The 18940-nt window shown below is 44.5% G+C and carries 19 protein-coding genes; 12 read left to right on the top strand and 7 right to left on the bottom strand.

Going from position 1 to position 18940, the window contains the following annotated elements; genetic code table 11:
* Positions 1–20: 20 nt before the first annotated feature.
* On the bottom strand, positions 21–209 hold the full coding sequence (locus tag K6Y31_RS19505; RefSeq protein WP_233054714.1) for a hypothetical protein: 189 nt from the start codon (positions 207–209) through the stop codon (positions 21–23).
* 168 nt (positions 210–377) lie between these two features.
* Between K6Y31_RS19505 and tusA the strand changes: the two genes are divergently transcribed.
* The 4 genes from tusA to K6Y31_RS19485 all read left to right on the top strand — a co-directional run bounded on the left by tusA (position 378) and on the right by K6Y31_RS19485 (position 4399).
* A complete protein-coding gene (gene tusA / locus K6Y31_RS19500) occupies positions 378–620 on the top strand; it encodes a sulfurtransferase TusA (RefSeq protein WP_233054713.1) in 243 nt (80 codons plus the stop codon).
* 150 nt (positions 621–770) lie between these two features.
* Entirely contained in the window at positions 771–1676 is a 906-nt protein-coding gene (glyQ, locus tag K6Y31_RS19495) for a glycine--tRNA ligase subunit alpha (RefSeq protein WP_233054712.1), read from the top strand.
* An 8-nt stretch (positions 1677–1684) separates the two neighbouring features.
* Positions 1685–3751: a glycine--tRNA ligase subunit beta gene (gene glyS, locus K6Y31_RS19490; protein WP_233054711.1), complete on the top strand. Its 2067-nt coding sequence runs from the start codon at positions 1685–1687 to the stop codon at positions 3749–3751.
* Between the two features lie 174 nt (positions 3752–3925).
* Complete coding sequence (locus tag K6Y31_RS19485) at positions 3926–4399, top strand: peroxiredoxin (RefSeq protein WP_233054710.1); 474 nt, start codon at positions 3926–3928, stop codon at positions 4397–4399.
* A gap of 47 nt (positions 4400–4446) precedes the next feature.
* Here K6Y31_RS19485 and K6Y31_RS19480 read toward each other — a convergent pair whose 3' ends face one another.
* Positions 4447–4590 (bottom strand): hypothetical protein, encoded by a 144-nt coding sequence (locus K6Y31_RS19480; protein WP_233054709.1) that lies wholly within the window; start codon positions 4588–4590, stop codon positions 4447–4449.
* Positions 4591–4958: 368 nt separating this feature from the next.
* On the opposite strand from K6Y31_RS19480, the gene K6Y31_RS19475 reads away from it, so the two are divergent.
* Complete coding sequence (locus K6Y31_RS19475) at positions 4959–6821, top strand: TIGR00341 family protein (protein ID WP_233054708.1); 1863 nt, start codon at positions 4959–4961, stop codon at positions 6819–6821.
* A gap of 92 nt (positions 6822–6913) precedes the next feature.
* Here the strand turns inward: K6Y31_RS19475 and udp are convergent, their stop codons facing one another.
* The gene (udp, locus tag K6Y31_RS19470; protein WP_233054707.1) at positions 6914–7681 is read right to left on the bottom strand and encodes a uridine phosphorylase; all 768 of its coding nucleotides are present in this window, start codon (positions 7679–7681) and stop codon (positions 6914–6916) included.
* Positions 7682–8057: 376 nt separating this feature from the next.
* On the opposite strand from udp, the gene K6Y31_RS19465 reads away from it, so the two are divergent.
* The 3 genes from K6Y31_RS19465 (at position 8058) to K6Y31_RS19455 (ending at position 10615) form a co-directional block, all read left to right on the top strand.
* Positions 8058–9317: a valine--pyruvate transaminase gene (locus K6Y31_RS19465; protein WP_233054706.1), complete on the top strand. Its 1260-nt coding sequence runs from the start codon at positions 8058–8060 to the stop codon at positions 9315–9317.
* A 260-nt stretch (positions 9318–9577) separates the two neighbouring features.
* Positions 9578–9979: an IS110 family transposase gene (locus tag K6Y31_RS19460; RefSeq protein WP_233054705.1), complete on the top strand. Its 402-nt coding sequence runs from the start codon at positions 9578–9580 to the stop codon at positions 9977–9979.
* A 12-nt stretch (positions 9980–9991) separates the two neighbouring features.
* Complete coding sequence (locus K6Y31_RS19455; RefSeq protein WP_345790274.1) at positions 9992–10615, top strand: IS110 family RNA-guided transposase; 624 nt, start codon at positions 9992–9994, stop codon at positions 10613–10615.
* Between the two features lie 657 nt (positions 10616–11272).
* Here the strand turns inward: K6Y31_RS19455 and gyrB are convergent.
* The 4 genes from gyrB to dnaA are packed head-to-tail and all read right to left on the bottom strand — an operon-like array spanning position 11273 to position 17278.
* A complete protein-coding gene (gene gyrB / locus K6Y31_RS19450; protein ID WP_233054704.1) occupies positions 11273–13693 on the bottom strand; it encodes a DNA topoisomerase (ATP-hydrolyzing) subunit B in 2421 nt (806 codons plus the stop codon).
* A 13-nt stretch (positions 13694–13706) separates the two neighbouring features.
* Positions 13707–14783, bottom strand: a complete 1077-nt coding sequence (recF, locus tag K6Y31_RS19445; RefSeq protein ID WP_233054703.1) for a DNA replication/repair protein RecF — start codon at positions 14781–14783, stop codon at positions 13707–13709.
* Between the two features lies 1 nt (position 14784).
* Positions 14785–15885, bottom strand: a complete 1101-nt coding sequence (dnaN, locus tag K6Y31_RS19440; protein ID WP_233054702.1) for a DNA polymerase III subunit beta — start codon at positions 15883–15885, stop codon at positions 14785–14787.
* Between the two features lie 13 nt (positions 15886–15898).
* Complete coding sequence (gene dnaA, locus K6Y31_RS19435) at positions 15899–17278, bottom strand: chromosomal replication initiator protein DnaA (RefSeq protein ID WP_233054701.1); 1380 nt, start codon at positions 17276–17278, stop codon at positions 15899–15901.
* A gap of 225 nt (positions 17279–17503) precedes the next feature.
* Here dnaA and K6Y31_RS19430 point away from each other — a divergent pair, with 225 nt between their 5' ends.
* The 4 genes from K6Y31_RS19430 (at position 17504) to yidD (ending at position 18936) form a co-directional block, all read left to right on the top strand.
* The gene (locus K6Y31_RS19430) at positions 17504–17929 is read left to right on the top strand and encodes a 3-phosphoshikimate 1-carboxyvinyltransferase (protein WP_233054700.1); all 426 of its coding nucleotides are present in this window, start codon (positions 17504–17506) and stop codon (positions 17927–17929) included.
* A gap of 290 nt (positions 17930–18219) precedes the next feature.
* Positions 18220–18354 (top strand): 50S ribosomal protein L34, encoded by a 135-nt coding sequence (rpmH, locus tag K6Y31_RS19425; RefSeq protein WP_119910821.1) that lies wholly within the window; start codon positions 18220–18222, stop codon positions 18352–18354.
* 10 nt (positions 18355–18364) lie between these two features.
* Complete coding sequence (gene rnpA, locus K6Y31_RS19420; protein ID WP_233054699.1) at positions 18365–18721, top strand: ribonuclease P protein component; 357 nt, start codon at positions 18365–18367, stop codon at positions 18719–18721.
* Entirely contained in the window at positions 18688–18936 is a 249-nt protein-coding gene (yidD, locus tag K6Y31_RS19415) for a membrane protein insertion efficiency factor YidD (RefSeq protein ID WP_232802107.1), read from the top strand. Before rnpA ends, yidD begins: the two co-directional genes overlap by 34 nt.
* The last annotated feature ends 4 nt before the right edge of the window (positions 18937–18940 follow it).

The following is an 18940-nucleotide window of genomic DNA, read 5'->3' as shown; positions in this document are numbered from 1 at the left end:
GCAAAAGTGAAGACATCAAATCAGTTATCTTGATCGTCTTCGTCTTCCTGAAAGTCGTCGCCCAGCTCAATCCAAAAACCAATACCAATTAAAATTAAACTGGTCAACCAAGTGGCGGTATTACCGATAGGGTTGTTTAACACTATCATCGCAAAGGCAAAAAAGCCCAAACCAGAATACAGGTTTAATCGCATCATTTGCTGTAACATATCGGCCTCCTTAGTGATATGCTCTTCCCTTTAAGTTTAATGGCTTTTTTGCACAAAAGTTGCGCATTTCAAAAATAAGCAGACAAGACTAAATAAAAACCAATAGCCAACGTAATTATTGCCTATCTGAGCAATAAGTTGCCGTTTTATAGTATAGAAAGCAGTCAAATGAGCGATATATTTCAACAAGCAGACCACCAATTAGACGCCATCGGCCTACGTTGTCCCGAGCCTGTGATGATGATCAGAAAAACCGTGCGTAAACTCGCAACAGGCGAAACCTTATTGGTGATAGCGGACGACCCATCCACTACCCGCGATATTCCCAGCTTTTGTCGTTTTATGGATCACGCATTAGTGGCCAGTGAAACAGAAAATCAACCGTATCGCTACTTGATCAAAAAGGGATAGTTCTCTTTTTAATCAAGGATCACCTGGCGATCTGTGATTCACACAAAGAAATACCGCTCTCAAGGGGATAGAACAATAATCGCTCTATAAACCCGACGTCATAAAAGTTATACTTGCGCGTATTTTTTTAAGAAAAGCAGCTAAGCCAATATGCAAAAATTCGATATCAAGACCTTTCAAGGCCTGATCCTTGCGTTGCAAGATTATTGGGCACGCCAAGGCTGTGTAATTGCACAGCCACTCGACATGGAAGTGGGTGCTGGTACTTTCCACCCGTTAACGTTTTTACGTTCAATTGGTCCAGAGCCAATGAGCAGCGCTTATGTGCAGCCATGTCGCCGCCCTACCGATGGCCGTTACGGTGAGAACCCAAACCGTCTACAGCACTACTACCAATTTCAAGTAGTACTCAAGCCATCGCCAGACAACATTCAAGAGCTTTACCTAGACTCATTAGAAGCGATCGGCATCGACCCTTCAATCCATGACATTCGCTTTGTTGAAGATAACTGGGAATCGCCAACCCTAGGCGCTTGGGGCTTAGGCTGGGAAATCTGGCTAAACGGTATGGAAGTGACTCAGTTTACTTACTTCCAACAAGTGGGTGGCATTGAATGCTCTCCAGTGACCGGTGAAATAACTTACGGTTTAGAGCGTCTTGCGATGTACGTTCAAGGCGTAGACAGCGTTTACGACCTCGTTTGGGCTGATGGTCCTATGGGACGCGTAACCTACGGTGACATTTTCCATCAAAACGAAGTTGAACAATCTACTTTCAACTTTGAACATGCTGATGTTGATGCGCTATTTGCTGCCTTCGACCAGTGTGAAAAAGAAAGTCACGAATTAATCGAAAAAGGCCTGCCTTTACCCGCCTATGAAAAAGTGATGAAAGCCTCGCACTACTTCAACCTGTTGGATGCCCGCCACGCGATCTCGGTCACCGAACGTCAGCGTTACATTTTACGCGTGCGCACCCTATCAAAAGCGGTAGCGGAAGCATATTACGCAGCGCGTGAAGCCCTTGGCTTCCCACTTTGTAAAGACAAGGCGTAGAGGACAACATGGAAAATCTATTAATTGAAATTGGTACCGAAGAGTTACCACCAAAATCACTACGCAAACTGGCCGAAGCCTTTGCTGCTAACTTTGAAACCGAGTTAAGCAATGCAGAACTAACGCACCAAGGGGTACGTTGGTTAGCCTCACCACGCCGTTTAGCCTTAGTGGTTAGCCAGCTACAAGCAGCGCAAGCAGATAAAATTGTTGAAAAACGCGGCCCAGCCGTAAGTGGCGCATTTGATGCTGATGGCAACCCAACCAAAGCAGCACAAGGATGGGCGCGCTCTAACGGCATTAGCGTTGAGCAAGCCGAGCGTTTAGTCACCGACAAAGGCGAATGGTTACTACACAAAGCAGAAGTGAAAGGTCAGCCGGTGTCGGAACTGGTCCCAGCATTCGCGGCCAGTGCCTTAGCTAAACTGCCAATCCCTAAACCAATGCGTTGGGGCGCAAAAACCACGCAATTTATTCGCCCGGTACACACAGTAACCATGCTGTATGGCAGCGAATTAATTCAAGGTGAACTATTAGGCGTGGCATCCGATCGTACTATTCGTGGTCACCGTTTCTTAGGTGAAGGTGAAATGACCATCAATCATGCCGATGAATACGAAAACCTATTGGACATGAAAGGTAAGGTAATCGTTGATTACCAACGTCGTAAAGACGCCATTCGCGAACAAGTTAATGCCGTTGCTGCCCATGAAAATGGCGTTGCCGATATCGATGAGGATTTACTTGAAGAAGTTAACTCGCTGGTGGAATGGCCGGTGACCATGGTTGGTTCATTTGAAGAGAAGTTCTTAGACGTGCCGTCTGAAGCGCTGATCTCAACCATGAAAGACAACCAGAAATACTTCCCAGTATTAGATAAAGACGGCAAGCTGATGCCCCGCTTTATCTTTGTTTCTAACATCGTTAGCCGCGATCCGAAACAAGTGGTAGAAGGTAATGAGAAAGTGGTTCGTCCACGCTTAGCAGATGCTGAATTCTTCTTCCATACCGATAAGAAAAAGACCCTTGAAAGCCGTTTAGATTCACTTTCAACCGTGTTGTTCCAACAGCAACTCGGTACGCTAAAAGAGAAATCTGAGCGTATTGCTGATTTGGCGCAGTTTATCGCTGACAAAATTGGTGCCAACAGCCAACATGCACAACGAGCTGGTTTACTGTCAAAAACCGACTTAATGACCGAAATGGTTATGGAGTTCCCTGACGTACAGGGCGTGATGGGCATGTACTACGCAAAACACGATGGCGAAGCCAACGAAGTGGCGCAAGCGCTTAATGAGCAATATATGCCGCGCTTCTCTGGCGACCAACTACCTAACTCACTCATTGCTTGTGCAGTAGCACTGGCTGATAAGCTTGATTCGCTGGTCGGTATCTTCGGTATTGGTCAAACGCCAAAAGGTGATAAAGACCCGTTTGCCCTGCGTCGCGCAGCGATTGGTGTATTACGTATTATCGTTGAAAAAGACCTACCACTGGATCTTAACGACCTAGTAGATGCAAGTGCTAAGCTATATGGTGACAAGCTAAGCAATCAAAATGTCGCTGTTGAAGTGGTTGATTTTGTTTTAGGCCGTTTCCGCGCTTGGTATCAAGAAGCCGGTGTTGAAGTTGACGTGATCCAAGCCGTACTTGCGAACCGCCCAACTAAGCCTGCCGATTTTGATAAGCGTGTAAAAGCCGTCAGTCACTTCCGCAGCCTAGACGCTGCCGCCGCACTGGCCGCCGCGAACAAGCGTGTTGGTAACATTTTAGCGAAAAATAACGCGCCCGCTGACGGTAAAGTAAATACTGAGTTGTTACAAGAAGCCGCTGAACAAGCACTGGCTAGCCAAGTAGCCGAGCTTAGCGTTGCGCTAGCACCTTTGTTTGCCAAAGGTGACTACCAAGCTGCTTTGACTGAGTTAGCAGGCTTACGCGAAAGCGTAGATGCCTTCTTCGATTCGGTAATGGTCATGGCTGACGATGAAGCATTGAAACAAAACCGTTTAGCGCTGTTAACCCAGCTACGCGGCTTGTTCTTACAAATTGCTGATATCTCATTACTGCAAGGCTAACAACTAACGGTTGATTGCCACAGGCAGAGCGAGTCTTAACCAAGTAATGAGTCAAAACCCGATCATCGTATCGGGTTTTTTATATCTGCTTTGTCATCATTTAGCGCTATAGTGATAACGTATTTTCAAAACGCGGATAGCGCGCATTCTCTCTGTATACAATAAGGACACACCATGATAAACGTTGGCGATAAACTACCTGAAGCAACTTTCTCTGTATTAACTTACGAGGGCATGGAAAACCCAACCACTGCTGACCTATTTGCCAATAAAACAGTCGTGCTTTTTGCTGTTCCTGGTGCATTCACCCCTACTTGTTCAGAATCTCACTTACCGGGCTACGTAGTATTGGCGGATCAAATTAAAGCCAAAGGCGTTGATAGCATTATTTGTTTATCGGTAAACGATGCGTTTGTAATGCAAGCATGGGGCGAAATGCAAAACGCTAATGAACTGATCATGCTTGCTGATGGCGATGGCAGCTTTACTAAAGCCATTGGCTTAGGTAAAGAAACCGGCAGCTTTGGTGGTTACCGCTCTTCACGTTACGCGATGATTGTAAAAGATGGCGTGGTAACTCACCTAAACGTGGAGCCAGAGAAAACATTTGGCGAATCGAGTGCAGAAACCATGTTGGAATTGCTGTAAAGCCAACAAAAGCAGCAAGGTAAGCACCTTAAATTAAGCTCATATCATTAAATATGAGTGGATAATGCTGGCTCAGCAAATTCATAAGACAAGGATGATTTTGCTGAGTGACCGCTGAATACTTTAGCGGCACAGTCAGAATAAACCTGTCCTCCCAAGGTTACCCACCCCATAGCAATGCGCATCAGCATCAAAATCCTTTACAAAATTGTTTGATTGCTTGAAATCAACAAATCATCATAATAGCGAAGACTTCAGCCCTATGCTGAAGAAAACTCATTCATTTCAAGGGCCCTTTATACCCAAGACACCTCAAGATGCAGGATTCAGAGCCGCTCATTCTGTTTAGGTTGAGGCAAAAAGACGAAGCAATGGTGATCCCTTGCGAGGCTTTTTAACGAAATAATGAACATAATGAGCGGCTCCCAAAGGGCGAGTTTTGTAGGCTGTTATGCTTTGTTACTGATTTTCGACGTAGAATAACTATGTCTCAAATCAGCGTCGCGCCTAACAGCCTACAAATTCTCGCTGAACAAGCATCTTGAGGTAACTTAGATATATGTCTGACAGTTTCTTATTATTTGATGTCGACGACAGTGATGACATTACAGATAAAGTACTGCCATTATTTAGTGATAACGTATTACCTAAAGCATGGACAGCACACGATCCCGCCCAATTTAATCCCCTGAGCCGTGTTTACGCATATGTTAGCGATGAGCAAGTACCCAATATTATCAATGCAGCAGTGAAAGGTGATTGGCTTCTAGCTATCTTGCCGCACCCAAATGCCAGTTATGCCCGGCGAGGGTTTTGCTTAGAAAGCAATTTAGAGCAAGCCATTAATGCCGCTGAACAAGCAAAGCCAAGAAAAGTAGATGTGTTGCGCTGTAATGGCGAGATAGTATTAAGTTCTGTGGTACTTGGCCATGGCTTTAGCTTGCGGCCCGGAGGCCAAAGTCATGTATGGCAGGAGCGGCTAAACCAAGCGTGGAATAACATTCGTCATGTGAATGACTTCTTACCTAAACGCTTAAGTTTTTCAACTGCTAATGACAGCACCTTTACTACCGCGGCAGTTGGTGTCGTTGTCGTCGAACATGCCCATGGCTCAATGCTCTCTCGTAATATTTTGCCCGATAGTCATAGCAATGACGGCATGTTTCATACCATGATTTTAGCGCCACGCAGTGTGATGGAAATATTGATTTTCTTTATCAAAACGCTATTTAACCGTGTGATGAAGCAACCCGATTTTCTCGGTTTGGTTAAAACTAAGACCCTTACCATTAGCAATAATCAGCAGCTCGATTATGAAATTGACGGCCGTAGCATGACAGCAGAACAGCTGGTTATCGACACCGAACCACGCTGTTTAAGTTTGCTAGTGGGTGAATCATTGCCCATATCTGACAATGCCCAGAGCAGCAAAGAGCAGCGTAAAGTGTCACGCCTACCCGCTGGCGAAGCCATTACCGCGATGGCAGCCAAACCTTTGTCTCTGATCGCTCACGCAGCGCCAGAAGAGTTTAAAGACCTTTACCAACTATTACGCGAAAATGCGACAGCCTCACCAGCGTTTTTAACTTTAATGGTACTATCAACCCTCCTCGCCAGTATTGGTTTATATGCCAGCTCGGCACCAGTGATTATCGGCGCGATGATTTTAGCGCCACTGATGGCGCCGATTATTTCTCTAGCAATGGCACTTACTCGGCAAGATCCTAGCTTGTTAATATGCAGCGTTAAGACATTAGCGACTGGTTTGTTGATGGCCTTACTGTTCTCATCCTGTGCCAGCTTTATCATGCCAATGGAAGTTGTGACAGCAGAAATTGCAGCGCGCCTCAGCCCTAACCTGCTTGATTTAGGCGTAGCGGTAATATCAGGCATTGCTGGCGCTTATGCCCATGCACGAGTTGATGCGGCGAAAAGCTTAGCTGGCGTCGCCATTGCCGTCGCTTTGGTACCACCATTAGCTGTCACAGGTATTGGTTTGGGCTGGCTAGATTGGCACGTCGCTTGGGGCGCGCTGCTACTGTTTTTAACTAACTTAGCAGGCATCGTATTTGCCGCCTCTTTAACATTTTTGACCTTAGGCTTTGCCCCTTTTACGCGGGCAAAAAAAGGACTGAGTATTGCATTATTCGCGGTCACCATTGTCAGTATTCCTCTGGTGTTCAGCTTTATGCGCTTATCAGATGAGGCTAAAATAATACAAGCCTTAGAAGGGGAAAAGATAGGCACTGTGATACTGCGCCATATTCAAGCGCGAGCGAACGAGCCTATTGAGCTATCTTTGCAAATAGTCACCCCTGCCGCTCTCACTGGTGAGGACTTAGATACCATTAAAGAGGTCGTTGAAGGTAAGTTGAATCGTGATGTCATTATGGAAGCGCAAGTAGTGATCCGCCGTGAGTGAGCCAACATAATCAACGCTAGCGACAACAAAAAAGAGCGACTAAATTAGCCGCTCTTTTTTTAACTCTCACAGACCAAACGTCTTAGCTAAAACTATTCGGTAAGTAACCGACGCGCGGCGTCAACTACGACACTAATGGCACGATGCTCAGTGCCCTTCATCAATGACTCGTCTGGAATTTCTTGTTGGGTACGGTTAATAATTACCCCCGCGACACAACCCGACTTCAACCCTTGGCTGGCGCACATGGTAAATAACGTCGCCGACTCCATTTCGAAGTTTAGTACGCCCATTTGCTGCCACTCAGCCATTGAGCCTTGGAAACGTTTTACCACGCGACCAGAGAAAGTGTCGTAACGCTCTTGGCCTGGGTAGAAAGTGTCACTGGATGCCGTGACGCCGACGTGCACATCTGCACCAGAGGCTTTTGCAGCGGCAACCATCGCTGTAGCCACATTAAAGTCAGGAACGGCAGGAAATTCCATTGGCGCGAAATGCGAGCTTGCACCATCCAAGCGCACCGCACCACTGGTTACAATCACGTCACCCACATTAATATGCGGCTGAATCGCACCGGTTGTACCAATACGCAAGAAAGTACGTACACCGATCTGCGCTAACTCTTCAACCGCAATCGACGTCGATGGACCACCAATACCAGTAGAGCAGACCACCACACTATGACCATCAAGTTTGGCTAGGAAAACTGTATATTCACGATGGGAGGCTAAAAATTTTGGCTCATCCATTAAATTCGCAATACGCTCTACTCGCGCTGGATCACCCGGAATAATCGCTAAAGTTGCACCTTCAATATCGGCAGCATTGATACCTAAATGGAATACATTCTGTGTGCTCATGGTCTCTCTCCAAGACATATGTTCAAAATATAAATTTACTTAAATGAGCCTAGTGCAATTGTCTGCCCGATCACAAATTCCTTGCTAATGATTTATATATTTCACATATGAACCAAATATGTTGTTAGGAGCGTAATTATCACGGTAGTGGATTGCGGAGAAGTAATACGTGTTACACGTGAGGCGTTCCACGTGAAACATTACCCAGTAACTTTTTAAAAGGGAAGTCACATTGAACGCTTCTACTGCAATCTTAACGACGCTGTTTTGTAGGTTTCACGTGGAACACAATCGACATGACTTCTAGCACTATTTCCGCTATCTTCTGCACTCGTAATTTTCTCAGTGATAACTCGCTTTTCGGTAGGTTCTAAATATGTCTTTCTCATCTTTTGGTAACAAATTCACTCGCCATTCTGGCATCACCCAGCTAATGGATGATCTTAATGAAGGGATACGTGGTGGTGATGACATTCTGATGTTGGGTGGCGGTAATCCCGCATCGATTCCAGAAATTGAAATGCTGTTTAAACAGAAACTAACTGAACTAAATGAATCAGGCGCGTTAATTGATGCCTTAGGTAATTACGATGGACCGCAAGGTAAAGATACATTTTTAAGCGCCCTCGCCGCATTATTCAAAGATTTGTATGGCTGGAATATTAGTAGCAAAAATATCGCCCTTACTAATGGCAGTCAAAACGCGTTCTTCTATCTATTCAATTTGTTTGCAGGTAAGTACAACGACGGCAGCCACAAAAAAGTGCTGTTTCCACTGGCGCCTGAATATATCGGCTACGCTGATGCAACATTGGATGATGAGGTATTCGTTGCCGCAAAACCCAATATTGAAGAATTAGAAAATGGCTTATTTAAATATCATGTTGATTTCGAGCACTTAGAAGTTGGTGACGATATTGGCTTAATGTGTATTTCTCGACCAACCAATCCAACGGGTAATGTGGTCACCGATGAAGAGTTGACCAAATTGGATACCATAGCAAAAGCTAAAGGCATCCCACTGATCATTGATAACGCTTATGGAACACCGTTTCCAAATATTATTTTTGAAGATGTAACGCCTATTTGGAATGACAATATCATTCTATGCTTAAGCTTATCAAAGCTGGGTTTACCTGGTGCGCGATGTGGCATAGTGGTCGCAAAAGAAGAGACGATTACAGCCCTGTCTAATCTATCAGGCATTATCGCCCTATCGCCAGGAAGTATCGGACCAGAACTTGCTCTCCCCTTTATTCAAGATAAAAGCATTATCTCGATTAGCGAGAATATAGTTAAGCCTTTCTACCAACAGCGTGCGATGAACGCAGTAAAACTCTTACAGGAACAAATAACCGTTCCCGGTTTCCGTATTCATAAACCAGAAGGAGCCATTTTTCTATGGTTATGGTTTAAGGACCTGCCGATAACTTGTGAAGCTTTATATCAAAGATTAAAGCAAAAAGGCGTGTTGATCGTCCCTGGCCACTACTTTTTCCCCGGTTTAGAACAAGAGTGGCAGCATACACATGAATGTATTCGTATGAATTATTCACAAAAAACCGAAGACGTAGAAAAAGGTATCGCGATAATAGCTGCAGAGATCAATGCTATTTATGCTGAGCATAACGGGTAACTTAGTTAGCTTATCGACCGCTTTGTTCGCAGAATAAATTCTGCTCCTACTCCCAACTTTGGCCTTGTGGGAGCGAAATTCATTTCGCGAATTTACTCACAAGCAATCAAACCAAGTGCCCAGCTCTTATTTTTTTCGCAGAATAAATTCTGCTCCTACTCCAAACTTTGGCTTTGTGGGAGATGTATGGACTCCTCCCCACGCGGGAGATGCGGTATAAATAAAGTGACGAAAAATTACTTTACCAAGGGAGTCCATACATGAAGAAATCTAACTTATTCGCCATCGACATTGCAAAGAATGTTTTTCAGGTTGCTCACTTTTCTGGCAAAAAATTGAAAAGCAACAAAGCCATGAGTCGTAAGCGATTAAAAGCACTGCTGGCTGAATCGGAGCCTTCACGTGTTGCAATGGAATCATGTGGTAGTGCTAGCTACTGGGCGCGTTTGGCCCAGTCTTATGGTCACGGAGTCACTTTACTGAGTCCTCGTTTTGTAAAAGCTTTTCGCGTTGGTCAAAAAACAGATGCTAATGATGCGCTAGCCATTGCTACTGCGTTGGATGCACCCAGTGCACGCCCTTGTATGGTCCTTTCTGAAGAGCTGCAAGCATTACAAGCCCTTGACCGTATTCGTACCATCTTGGAAAAAACCAAGCGGTAATTAGCCAATCAAATTCGCGGCTTATTATTAGAGTTTGGCATTGTTATCGAGCAAGGGGAGTCGGCGTTTCATCGCAGAATACCTGAGATACTTGAAGATGTGGATGAACAGCTTCCGCCATTATTACGAGCAGGCATCGCTCACTCTTATGAAACTTATGAAGAGCTGCATGAGCAAAAAGCAGCTCGCGACGTTGAGCTCAAAAAGTATGTTCAAAACAATGCCGATTGTCGCCGGTTAATGGCCCTGGAAGGCATTGGTCACATTTCTGCCTTGGGTTTATTAGTGCGATTACGTGGAGGTGATTACGACAGTGGTCGCAATGCTGCTGCCTGTATTGGGCTAACGCCAGTGCAACATTCCAGTGGTGAAAAAGTGAGAATGGGGCGCATTGCCAAACAACAAGGTAGCACCTTGCGCAGTTGCTTATTTTTAGGAGCCCGCTCGGTGGTATGTAAGCTCAAACATCGCGAGCCAACGACCGAGAAAGAGCGCTGGTTAAAACAGTTGATAGGAAGAAGAGGCATCAAGTGTGCCGCAATAGCCCTGGCTAATAAAACGGTCAGAACGGCAGTTGCGATGTTACGCAATGGCAACGACTATCAACCGCAACCGTTGGCTGCAAACGCAGCTTAATTACCACCGAAGTACAACAGCGTTACCGTAAAGAATTGATTCAATAGCATGCAAGTAATAGTAAGACCAACCACTGAGAGCCTGTAAATTCGCGGGTGTGATAAGCGCTAAGCAACATCAGCGCGAAAACACCGTGTGGGAGATGAGGCACAGTGGTGCGAACACATTTGAGGGCCGGGGTAGCTCCCCAAAGAGAGCCCGTATATAAGCACGCATCTTATGCTATGACATCGCAAAACTATTGAACAATACGAGGAGTCCATATAAGCGAAATTTATTTCGCGAATTTGTACACGAACAATCCAACCAAGCGCCCAGCGCTTATCTTTTTCGCAGAGCAAATTCTGCTCCTTCTCCAAACGTAGCGTAGGCCTTGTGGGAGCGGAGTTTATTTCGCGAATTTATACTCGAATAACCCAACCAAGTGCCCAGCGATTATGTTTTTTGCAGAATAAATTCTGCTCCCCTTCTCCCAACTTTGGCCTTGTGGGAGCGAAATTCATTTCGCGATATTTATCATCAAGAAATGTAGTTTTTTGTGTCTGCTGTTTCACGTGAAACAGTAGATACAAAAAAGCCAGACAGTAAACTGGCTGGCTTAGATTGCTGTTGAACCGCTCTTGCTCCAACAGAGGGTAAGAACAATACAGACTTAGATTAAACGTCTAGGTTAGCAACCTTCATCGCATTCGCTTCAATAAATGCTCGACGCGGTTCAACTTGATCACCCATCAAGGTGGTAAACAATTGGTCAGCACCCACTGCATCTTCAATACGAACTTGAAGCATGCGACGGTTTTCTGGATCCATGGTTGTTTCCCAAAGTTGCTCAGGGTTCATCTCACCTAGACCTTTATAGCGTTGCACATACAGGCCACGTTTTGATTCTTTCATTAGCCATGCTAACGCGTCTTCAAATGTCGAGACTGGTTGCACCCGCTCACCACGTTTAACGTATGCACCTTCTTCTAATAGGTTAGATAAGGTTTGGCCTAAACTAGTGATCTGCTTATATTCACTTGACGAGAAGAAGTCATAACCGAATGCATAGTCAGTATCAAGACCATGTAAACGTATGGTGATGACAGGAATAAAAACGTCATTCTCTGCATCTTTAACTACTTTATGACTGTAAATAGCACCACTGGTTTCTTCATCGTTTAGCTCATCGATAATCAAGCTAACCCAAGATTCTACTCTTTCTTCTTCCGCTAAATCAGCTACGGTTAGCGGCTCTGAATACACTAGCTTATCCATGGTAACGATAGGATAAAGACGCGAGAAACGTTGAATCATGTTATCTACATTACGATATTGAGTAACAATTTTTTCTAAGTTTTCGTTACTGATCGGCGGAGCTTGCTCATTAACATGTAAACTTGCGTTATCCAATGCCATGCCAGTGAGGTAAGTTTGCAGTGCGCCTTCGTCTTTAACGTAGGTTTCTTGCTTACCTTTTTTCACTTTATAAAGAGGTGGCTGTGCAATGTAAATATAACCACGCTCGATAATTTCAGGCATTTGACGATAGAAGAAGGTCAACAGCAGCGTACGAATATGCGAACCATCGACGTCGGCATCGGTCATGATAACAATGCGGTGATAACGTGTTTTATCTGGGTTATATTCATCGCGGCCGATACCACAGCCCATTGCAGTGATAAGAGTTGCTACTTCTTGTGAAGATAGCATCTTATCGAAACGTGCTTTTTCAACGTTTAAGATCTTACCTTTCAACGGTAAGATTGCCTGCGTTTTACGATCACGTCCCTGCTTAGCACTACCACCAGCAGAGTCACCCTCCACTATATATAGTTCAGAAAGAGCAGGATCTTTTTCAGAACAGTCGGCTAACTTACCCGGTAAACCAGCAATGTCTAACGCGCCTTTACGACGTGTCATTTCACGCGCTTTACGAGCAGCTTCACGAGCACGAGCAGCATCAACAATTTTGTTAACTACTGTTTTAGCATCACCAGGGTTTTCTAGTAGAAAATCTGACAGCTTCTCTCCCATGGTTTGTTCTACCGCAGGTTTCACTTCAGACGACACTAATTTGTCTTTGGTCTGTGAAGAGAACTTAGGATCGGGTACTTTCACCGATACCACAGCGGTTAAACCCTCGCGCGCGTCGTCGCCGCTGGCACTGGTTTTACCTTTTTTGTTGTAGCCTTCTTTTTCCATGTAATTGTTCAGTGTGCGCGTGAGTGCGCCACGGAAACCCGCTAAGTGAGAACCACCATCACGTTGTGGAATGTTGTTGGTAAAACAAAAAATATTTTCTTGGAAACCATCGTTCCACTGCATCGATACTTCAACCGAAATACCGTCTTCACGCTCATGGCAAAAGTGAAATACTTTTTCATGAACGGGGTTTTTGTTTTTATTTAGGTATTCAACAAAGGCTTTTACACCACCTTCATAACAGAAGTGATCGTGTTTATCAGCTTCACGCTCATCACGCAAAATAATCGATACACCCGAGTTTAAGAACGATAGTTCTCGTAGGCGTTTTGCTAAAATATCGTAATGGTATTCAGTGTCAGCAAACACACTTGGACTTGGCCAGAAACGAATTTCGGTACCCGTGCTATCCGTCTCACCTTTTGCTTCTAGTGGCGCTTCTGGCACACCTAGGTGGTAAATTTGCTCATGAACACGACCATGACGCTTAATTTTAATGCGTAGTTTATCTGATAATGCATTTACAACCGATACACCTACCCCGTGTAAACCACCGGATACTTTGTACGAGTTATCATCAAACTTACCACCAGCATGAAGTACCGTCATGATAACTTCAGCGGCTGAGACTCCTTCTTCCTCGTGGATATCAACCGGGATACCACGGCCATCATCTTTTACTGACACCGAACCATCAAGATGGATGGTAACAACAATATCTTTACAATGACCGGCCAAGGCCTCATCGATTGAGTTATCAACCACCTCGAATACCATGTGGTGCAAACCTGAACCATCATCGGTATCACCGATATACATGCCCGGACGCTTTCTTACAGCATCCAGCCCTTTTAACACCTTAATACTCGACGAGTCGTAAGAGTTCTCTGACATACCAAGATCTCACTTATTGCTCTGAAACGTTTCCGTGTTCCACGTGGAACACTTTAATTTGTTGCCCAAATAATTCTTCAATCTGTTCTTTTTCAATCGCAGTGATGAATACTTGAGCGCCGGATTCGGCAATGTGTTTTGCCAGGGGTATACGTTTTTCTCGGTCCAACTCAGACGCAAAGTCATCAATCAAGAAAATACATTTAGTTGAACCTACCCCATTTTGGAATTTGCCTTGGGCAAGCCTAAGCGCACAAACCAATAATTTTAACTGACCTCGAGACAACACGTCTGCGACCGGCACTCCGTCTACCTTAACGCGTAAGTCCGCTTTTTGCGGCCCGATGCTGGTATACCCGAGGGCACGATCACGCTCAAAATTTTGCTGCATGTACTCCAGCAAATCTCGGCTCTTATCCCAACCTTGAAAAAACTCAATACTGAACTCAAATTCAGGCAGAAAATCCTTTGCCGTATTCAATATTTCAACTTCAAGTCGTTTAAGATAATCGCGTCTGAGCTGAGTAATGTGTAAAGCACGCTCACCCAGTTCGTTGTCCCAAAATCCAATATCCCGATAAGAACGCGCGGTTTTTAACGCCGCATTACGCTGTTTTAATAAACGCTTCACTCTTAACCACTGCGGGAAAAAAGAAGGTTCCACATGGAACACTCCCCAATCTATAAAACTGCGCCGCCCTTTAGGTCCACCTGTTAGCAAGCTATAGCCTTCTGGATGGATCAGTTGTAGCGGTAGCAGTTCAGCCAATTGCGCGAGTTTATCAGCGCGTTGACCATTAATTTTTAACTCTGTATCACCAGTACGAGACTTTCTCAAACCCAGAGGTAAGGTTTGATCGTCATGTTGAAAGCGCGCAAATAAAGTAAATGCATCTTGCTCATGCTGTACAATTCGTTTGGTGAGATGGGAGCGAAATGACCGCCCTAATCCCAAAAAATGGATCGCTTCCAAGATACTGGTTTTGCCGCTGCCGTTATTACCTAGTAATAAATTAACGCCTAAGTCAGGTTTTAAACTGGCCTCTTTGATATTTCGAAAATGGCTTAAATTAACCTGAGTAATGGCCATGTTATAAGCGCATTGGCATCACAACATACATAGCATCAGAAGACTCATCGGCTTCAATCAATGCACTGCTATTAGCATCACGCATGATGATCTTAACCCGCTCACATTTTAGCGTATTTAGTACATCCAGCACATAGCTAACGTTAAAGCCAATCTCTAATTCGTGAGCCGGAAAGCTTACATCGAGGATTTCTTCAGCTTCTTCACGCTCAGGGTTGTTTGCGGTAATTTTTAATAAGTTCTCAGACAACGTTAAACGCACACCACGGAACTTTTCATTTGAGAGTATCGCAGCACGGGCAAAAGCTTGTTTTAGCTCTTCACGACCCGATGAGAGAACTTTATCGCCATTATCAGGTACCACGCGACGATAATCAGGAAAACGACCGTCAACTAATTTACAGGTAAAGGTAAACCCAGCGGTAATAGCGCGAATATTATTACTACCAATTTGAATTTGCAGTGCTTGATCGTCGTTATCTAATAACCGGATCAACTCTAGCACCCCTTTTCGCGGCACGATGATTGACTGATTTTGTAAAGCTTGCTCTAGCTGCACACTGCACATGGCCAGGCGATGACCATCGGTAGCGACACTTTTTAGCTCATGGCCATCGGTTTCAAAATACATGCCGTTTAGGTAGTAACGTACATCTTGGCTGGCCATGGAAAACTGCGTACTTTCAATCAAGCGACGCATCTGACTTTGCGGCAAACTGAACTCAACAATACTTTGCCAAGATTCAATGTTGGGAAAGTCATTTGCTGGCAATGAAGACAAGGTATAACGGCTACGACCCGAGCGTAAAATGACTTTGTCATTTTCCAACGCTAATCGAATGTCTGACTGATCCGGTAAACCACGACAAATATCTAATAATTTGCGCGCCGGTACGGTGGTGCGTCCAGGCTCAACATTACCTTCTAAAGGCATTTGACCAATCAACTCTACTTCCAAATCCGTTCCCGTTAATGAAAGTAAATTATCACTCACCTCTATCAGTACGTTCCCTAAAATAGGTAACGTGGGACGACTGCCTAAGGCGCCAGTCACAAGTTGTAGTGGCCTTAGCAAGGCTTCTCTGTTTATAGAAAAATGCATGGTCGCCTTTCCTTTACGATGACAAGGTTCTAATCAGGTTAGAGTAATCTTCTTTAATGTCGTGGCTTTCTTCACGTAACTGCAAAATTTTACGACAAGCATGAAGTACAGTCGTATGGTCGCGACCACCAAAGGCATCACCGATTTCAGGCAAGCTATGGTTGGTGAGCTCTTTTGCTAACGCCATTGCAATTTGACGTGGGCGAGCGACGCTACGGCTACGGCGTTTAGAGAGTAAGTCCGCCATTTTGATCTTGTAGTATTCCGCCACAGTTTTTTGAATATTGTCGATGGTCACTAGCTTTTCTTGCAGTGCCAATAAATCGCGTAGCGCTTCACGCACAAAGTCAATGGTAGCGGTGCGGCCAGTAAAATCGGCATTGGCGCGCACACGGTTTAAAGCGCCTTCTAGCTCACGCACATTTGAACGCAGGCGCTTAGCGATAAAGAACGCGCTTTCATCTGGTAAGTCAAAATTATGCTCAGCGGCTTTGCGCTTTAAGATGGCTACGCGGGTTTCAAGCTCTGGCGGCTCGATGGCAACCGTTAAGCCCCAGCCAAAACGCGATTTTAATCTATCCTCAACACCGTCGATCTCTTTCGGATAGCGGTCGCTGGTTAAGATGATTTGTTGATTACCCTCAAGTAAAGCATTGAAAGTATGAAAGAATTCTTCTTGGGAACGCTCTTTATTAGCAAAAAACTGAATGTCATCGATCAGTAAGGCATCCACACTACGGTAATAGCGCTTAAATTCTTCGATGGCATTACTTTGTAAGGCTTTGACCATGTCTTGCACAAAGCGCTCCGAGTGCATGTATATCACTTTGGCGTCTTTCTTGTGCTCGCGAATACCATTACCCACCGCATGCAACAAGTGAGTTTTACCTAAACCACTGCCACCATACAAAAACAGTGGGTTGTATGAACCACCCGGATTTTCAGCTACTTGACGCGCAGCCGCGCGGCCGAGTTGGTTTGACTTACCCTCAACAAAGTTGTCAAAGGTATAGTTGAGGTTGATATTGCTGCGGTGGAATATTTCCGGTTTAGCTTTAGGCTCTCGTTCCCAAGGTGTTTTATCACTGTTATTGCTAAACGATACGGCTTGTTCTGGTTTCTGTGTCGCTCTGGTTTCAACAATAACCGGCTTACAACCCACTTCAAATTTTAAAATCGGCATTTCGTTGGCGCAAAATTCAGCCAACAAAGAAGTGAAGTTATTTAGATATTTATCACGCACCCAGTCCAGTACAAATCGGTTTGGTGCGTAAAAGGTTAAGACATTATCTTTCAGCTCGGTCTGTAGTGGGCGGATCCACATGCTGAATTCTGTAGCCGGCAATTCATCCTTTAATCTAGCTAGGCAGTTTTGCCAAACGGAAGAAGACACAGATCACTCCAAAACAAAAAAACGGTCGCACATTTTATCCTGCTAAGCCCGATTTCTCTAGGCTTTATATCACCATATTGACAAATTTGATCCTTGACAAAAACAGATTGCGGTAGATTAATTTTCGGTCTAAGCATGTAAATTGTACGGATTAAATGAATTCTATTTACCCCAAGCCTCACCCTGACTATGATTGCAAAATATTAACCGAGAGGATTCAATAAGATGGAACCCAAAACCAACACGATTAAAGGTTCGATCAAGCAAGATCCTTTTGTCCGCAACCTGTTCGAACGGCTACCAGAGGATCTTCATGATAGTTTTAGTGAAGAGCAGCTGATCCACTTAAAAGTGGCATTAGGTGCGCGCAGCTGGGGCGATCATAAGGTTGATTTTCGCGGTACCGTTAAATTTTTGCGCTGGCGCTATTATTACGTGTTTTTAGCTGGCCGTAACCGCCGCGATCTGACCCGACGCGAGAAAAATATCTCGCGCCTGATCCAAGCCGGATTACTCAGTTTATTTTTGTGTTTTAGCGCCGGCTTGGGCGTATTGATCCTTTATTTACTTAAATCAGCGGCAGGAATTGATCTATTACCGGGCTTTTCTTTTGGCGTCTGGGATTGGTTTAAAACAAGTTTTCTTCATTGATCGAATTTAAGCACAAAAATTAAACGCAGTGATCTTCTCAGATCCTTGCTAATTCAATAAATCTCTATATAATCCTGCGCACTTTCAGTTTATAACCTTTTATTAGGCTCCAATCTGAAACGTGCGCTTTATCTTAGGATAAAAATTGCACAACACGACGGCATTTAAATTGACTTGATTCATTTCAAGGTATAGAATTCGCCCTCTTTTTTGAGGCCAACTGCCATAATGTCATTCACAGCATTATGAACGAAAGCCAACTGTACAGTTAACTGATAACGGAAAGAACCATGAAACGTACTTTTCAACCAAGCAATCTTAAGCGTAAGCGTTCTCACGGCTTTCGTGCTCGCAAAGCGACCAAAGGCGGTCGTCAAGTTGTAGCTCGTCGTCGTGCTAAAGGCCGCACGCGCCTGAGCGCATAATTAATCAGACGTGATTAAATTATCGTTCGATCGGGAGTTACGTTTGTTAACTCCCGAACAATTCAAAAACGTCTTCAAAGACCCCATTCCAGCTTCATCGCCTCATATCACTATACTTGCTAAACCTAATGGTCTTACCCATCCTAGACTTGGTCTTGCTATACCCAAAAAACACATCAAACGTGCCGTGGGAAGAAACCGTATTCGTCGTGTGGTTAGAGAAAGCTTTCGTACCCGTCAACATCAATTGCCCGCTGTCGACTTAGTCGTCATCGCAAAAGGTGGTTCAGGTGACCTCAGTAATGAGGAATTAGTAAAACTTCTAGGTAAACTATGGCAAAGAATAGTTCGCCGCTGCAATGGTTAGCCATTGGCTTAATAAAATCTTATCAGGTACTTATTAGTCCTTTACTCGGCCCACGCTGTCGTTTTCATCCCACTTGCTCACATTATGCTATTGAAGCAATTAAAATACATGGATCGGTAAAAGGTTGTTGGTTAGCGGGCCAACGTCTTATAAAATGTCATCCTTTAAACCCTGGTGGGTACGACCCTGTTCCTAAACCTAAGAAAAGAGATTAACTAA

The organism is Motilimonas cestriensis (genome assembly GCF_021295315.1).
Classification (GTDB): Bacteria; Pseudomonadota; Gammaproteobacteria; order Enterobacterales; family CBDFNC01; genus Motilimonas; species Motilimonas cestriensis.
This window is presented reverse-complemented; position numbering and strand designations above follow the sequence as displayed.

Coding starts and splice junctions, on each gene's coding strand:
- K6Y31_RS19505 (WP_233054714.1), bottom strand. CDS start 209: ATGTTACAGCAAATGATGCGATTAAACCTGTATTCTGGTTTGGGCTTT.
- tusA (WP_233054713.1), top strand. CDS start 378: ATGAGCGATATATTTCAACAAGCAGACCACCAATTAGACGCCATCGGC.
- glyQ (WP_233054712.1), top strand. CDS start 771: ATGCAAAAATTCGATATCAAGACCTTTCAAGGCCTGATCCTTGCGTTG.
- glyS (WP_233054711.1), top strand. CDS start 1,685: ATGGAAAATCTATTAATTGAAATTGGTACCGAAGAGTTACCACCAAAA.
- K6Y31_RS19485 (WP_233054710.1), top strand. CDS start 3,926: ATGATAAACGTTGGCGATAAACTACCTGAAGCAACTTTCTCTGTATTA.
- K6Y31_RS19480 (WP_233054709.1), bottom strand. CDS start 4,590: ATGCTGATGCGCATTGCTATGGGGTGGGTAACCTTGGGAGGACAGGTT.
- K6Y31_RS19475 (WP_233054708.1), top strand. CDS start 4,959: ATGTCTGACAGTTTCTTATTATTTGATGTCGACGACAGTGATGACATT.
- udp (WP_233054707.1), bottom strand. CDS start 7,681: ATGAGCACACAGAATGTATTCCATTTAGGTATCAATGCTGCCGATATT.
- K6Y31_RS19465 (WP_233054706.1), top strand. CDS start 8,058: ATGTCTTTCTCATCTTTTGGTAACAAATTCACTCGCCATTCTGGCATC.
- K6Y31_RS19460 (WP_233054705.1), top strand. CDS start 9,578: ATGAAGAAATCTAACTTATTCGCCATCGACATTGCAAAGAATGTTTTT.
- gyrB (WP_233054704.1), bottom strand. CDS start 13,693: ATGTCAGAGAACTCTTACGACTCGTCGAGTATTAAGGTGTTAAAAGGG.
- recF (WP_233054703.1), bottom strand. CDS start 14,783: ATGGCCATTACTCAGGTTAATTTAAGCCATTTTCGAAATATCAAAGAG.
- dnaN (WP_233054702.1), bottom strand. CDS start 15,885: ATGCATTTTTCTATAAACAGAGAAGCCTTGCTAAGGCCACTACAACTT.
- K6Y31_RS19430 (WP_233054700.1), top strand. CDS start 17,504: ATGGAACCCAAAACCAACACGATTAAAGGTTCGATCAAGCAAGATCCT.
- rpmH (WP_119910821.1), top strand. CDS start 18,220: ATGAAACGTACTTTTCAACCAAGCAATCTTAAGCGTAAGCGTTCTCAC.
- yidD (WP_232802107.1), top strand. CDS start 18,688: ATGGCAAAGAATAGTTCGCCGCTGCAATGGTTAGCCATTGGCTTAATA.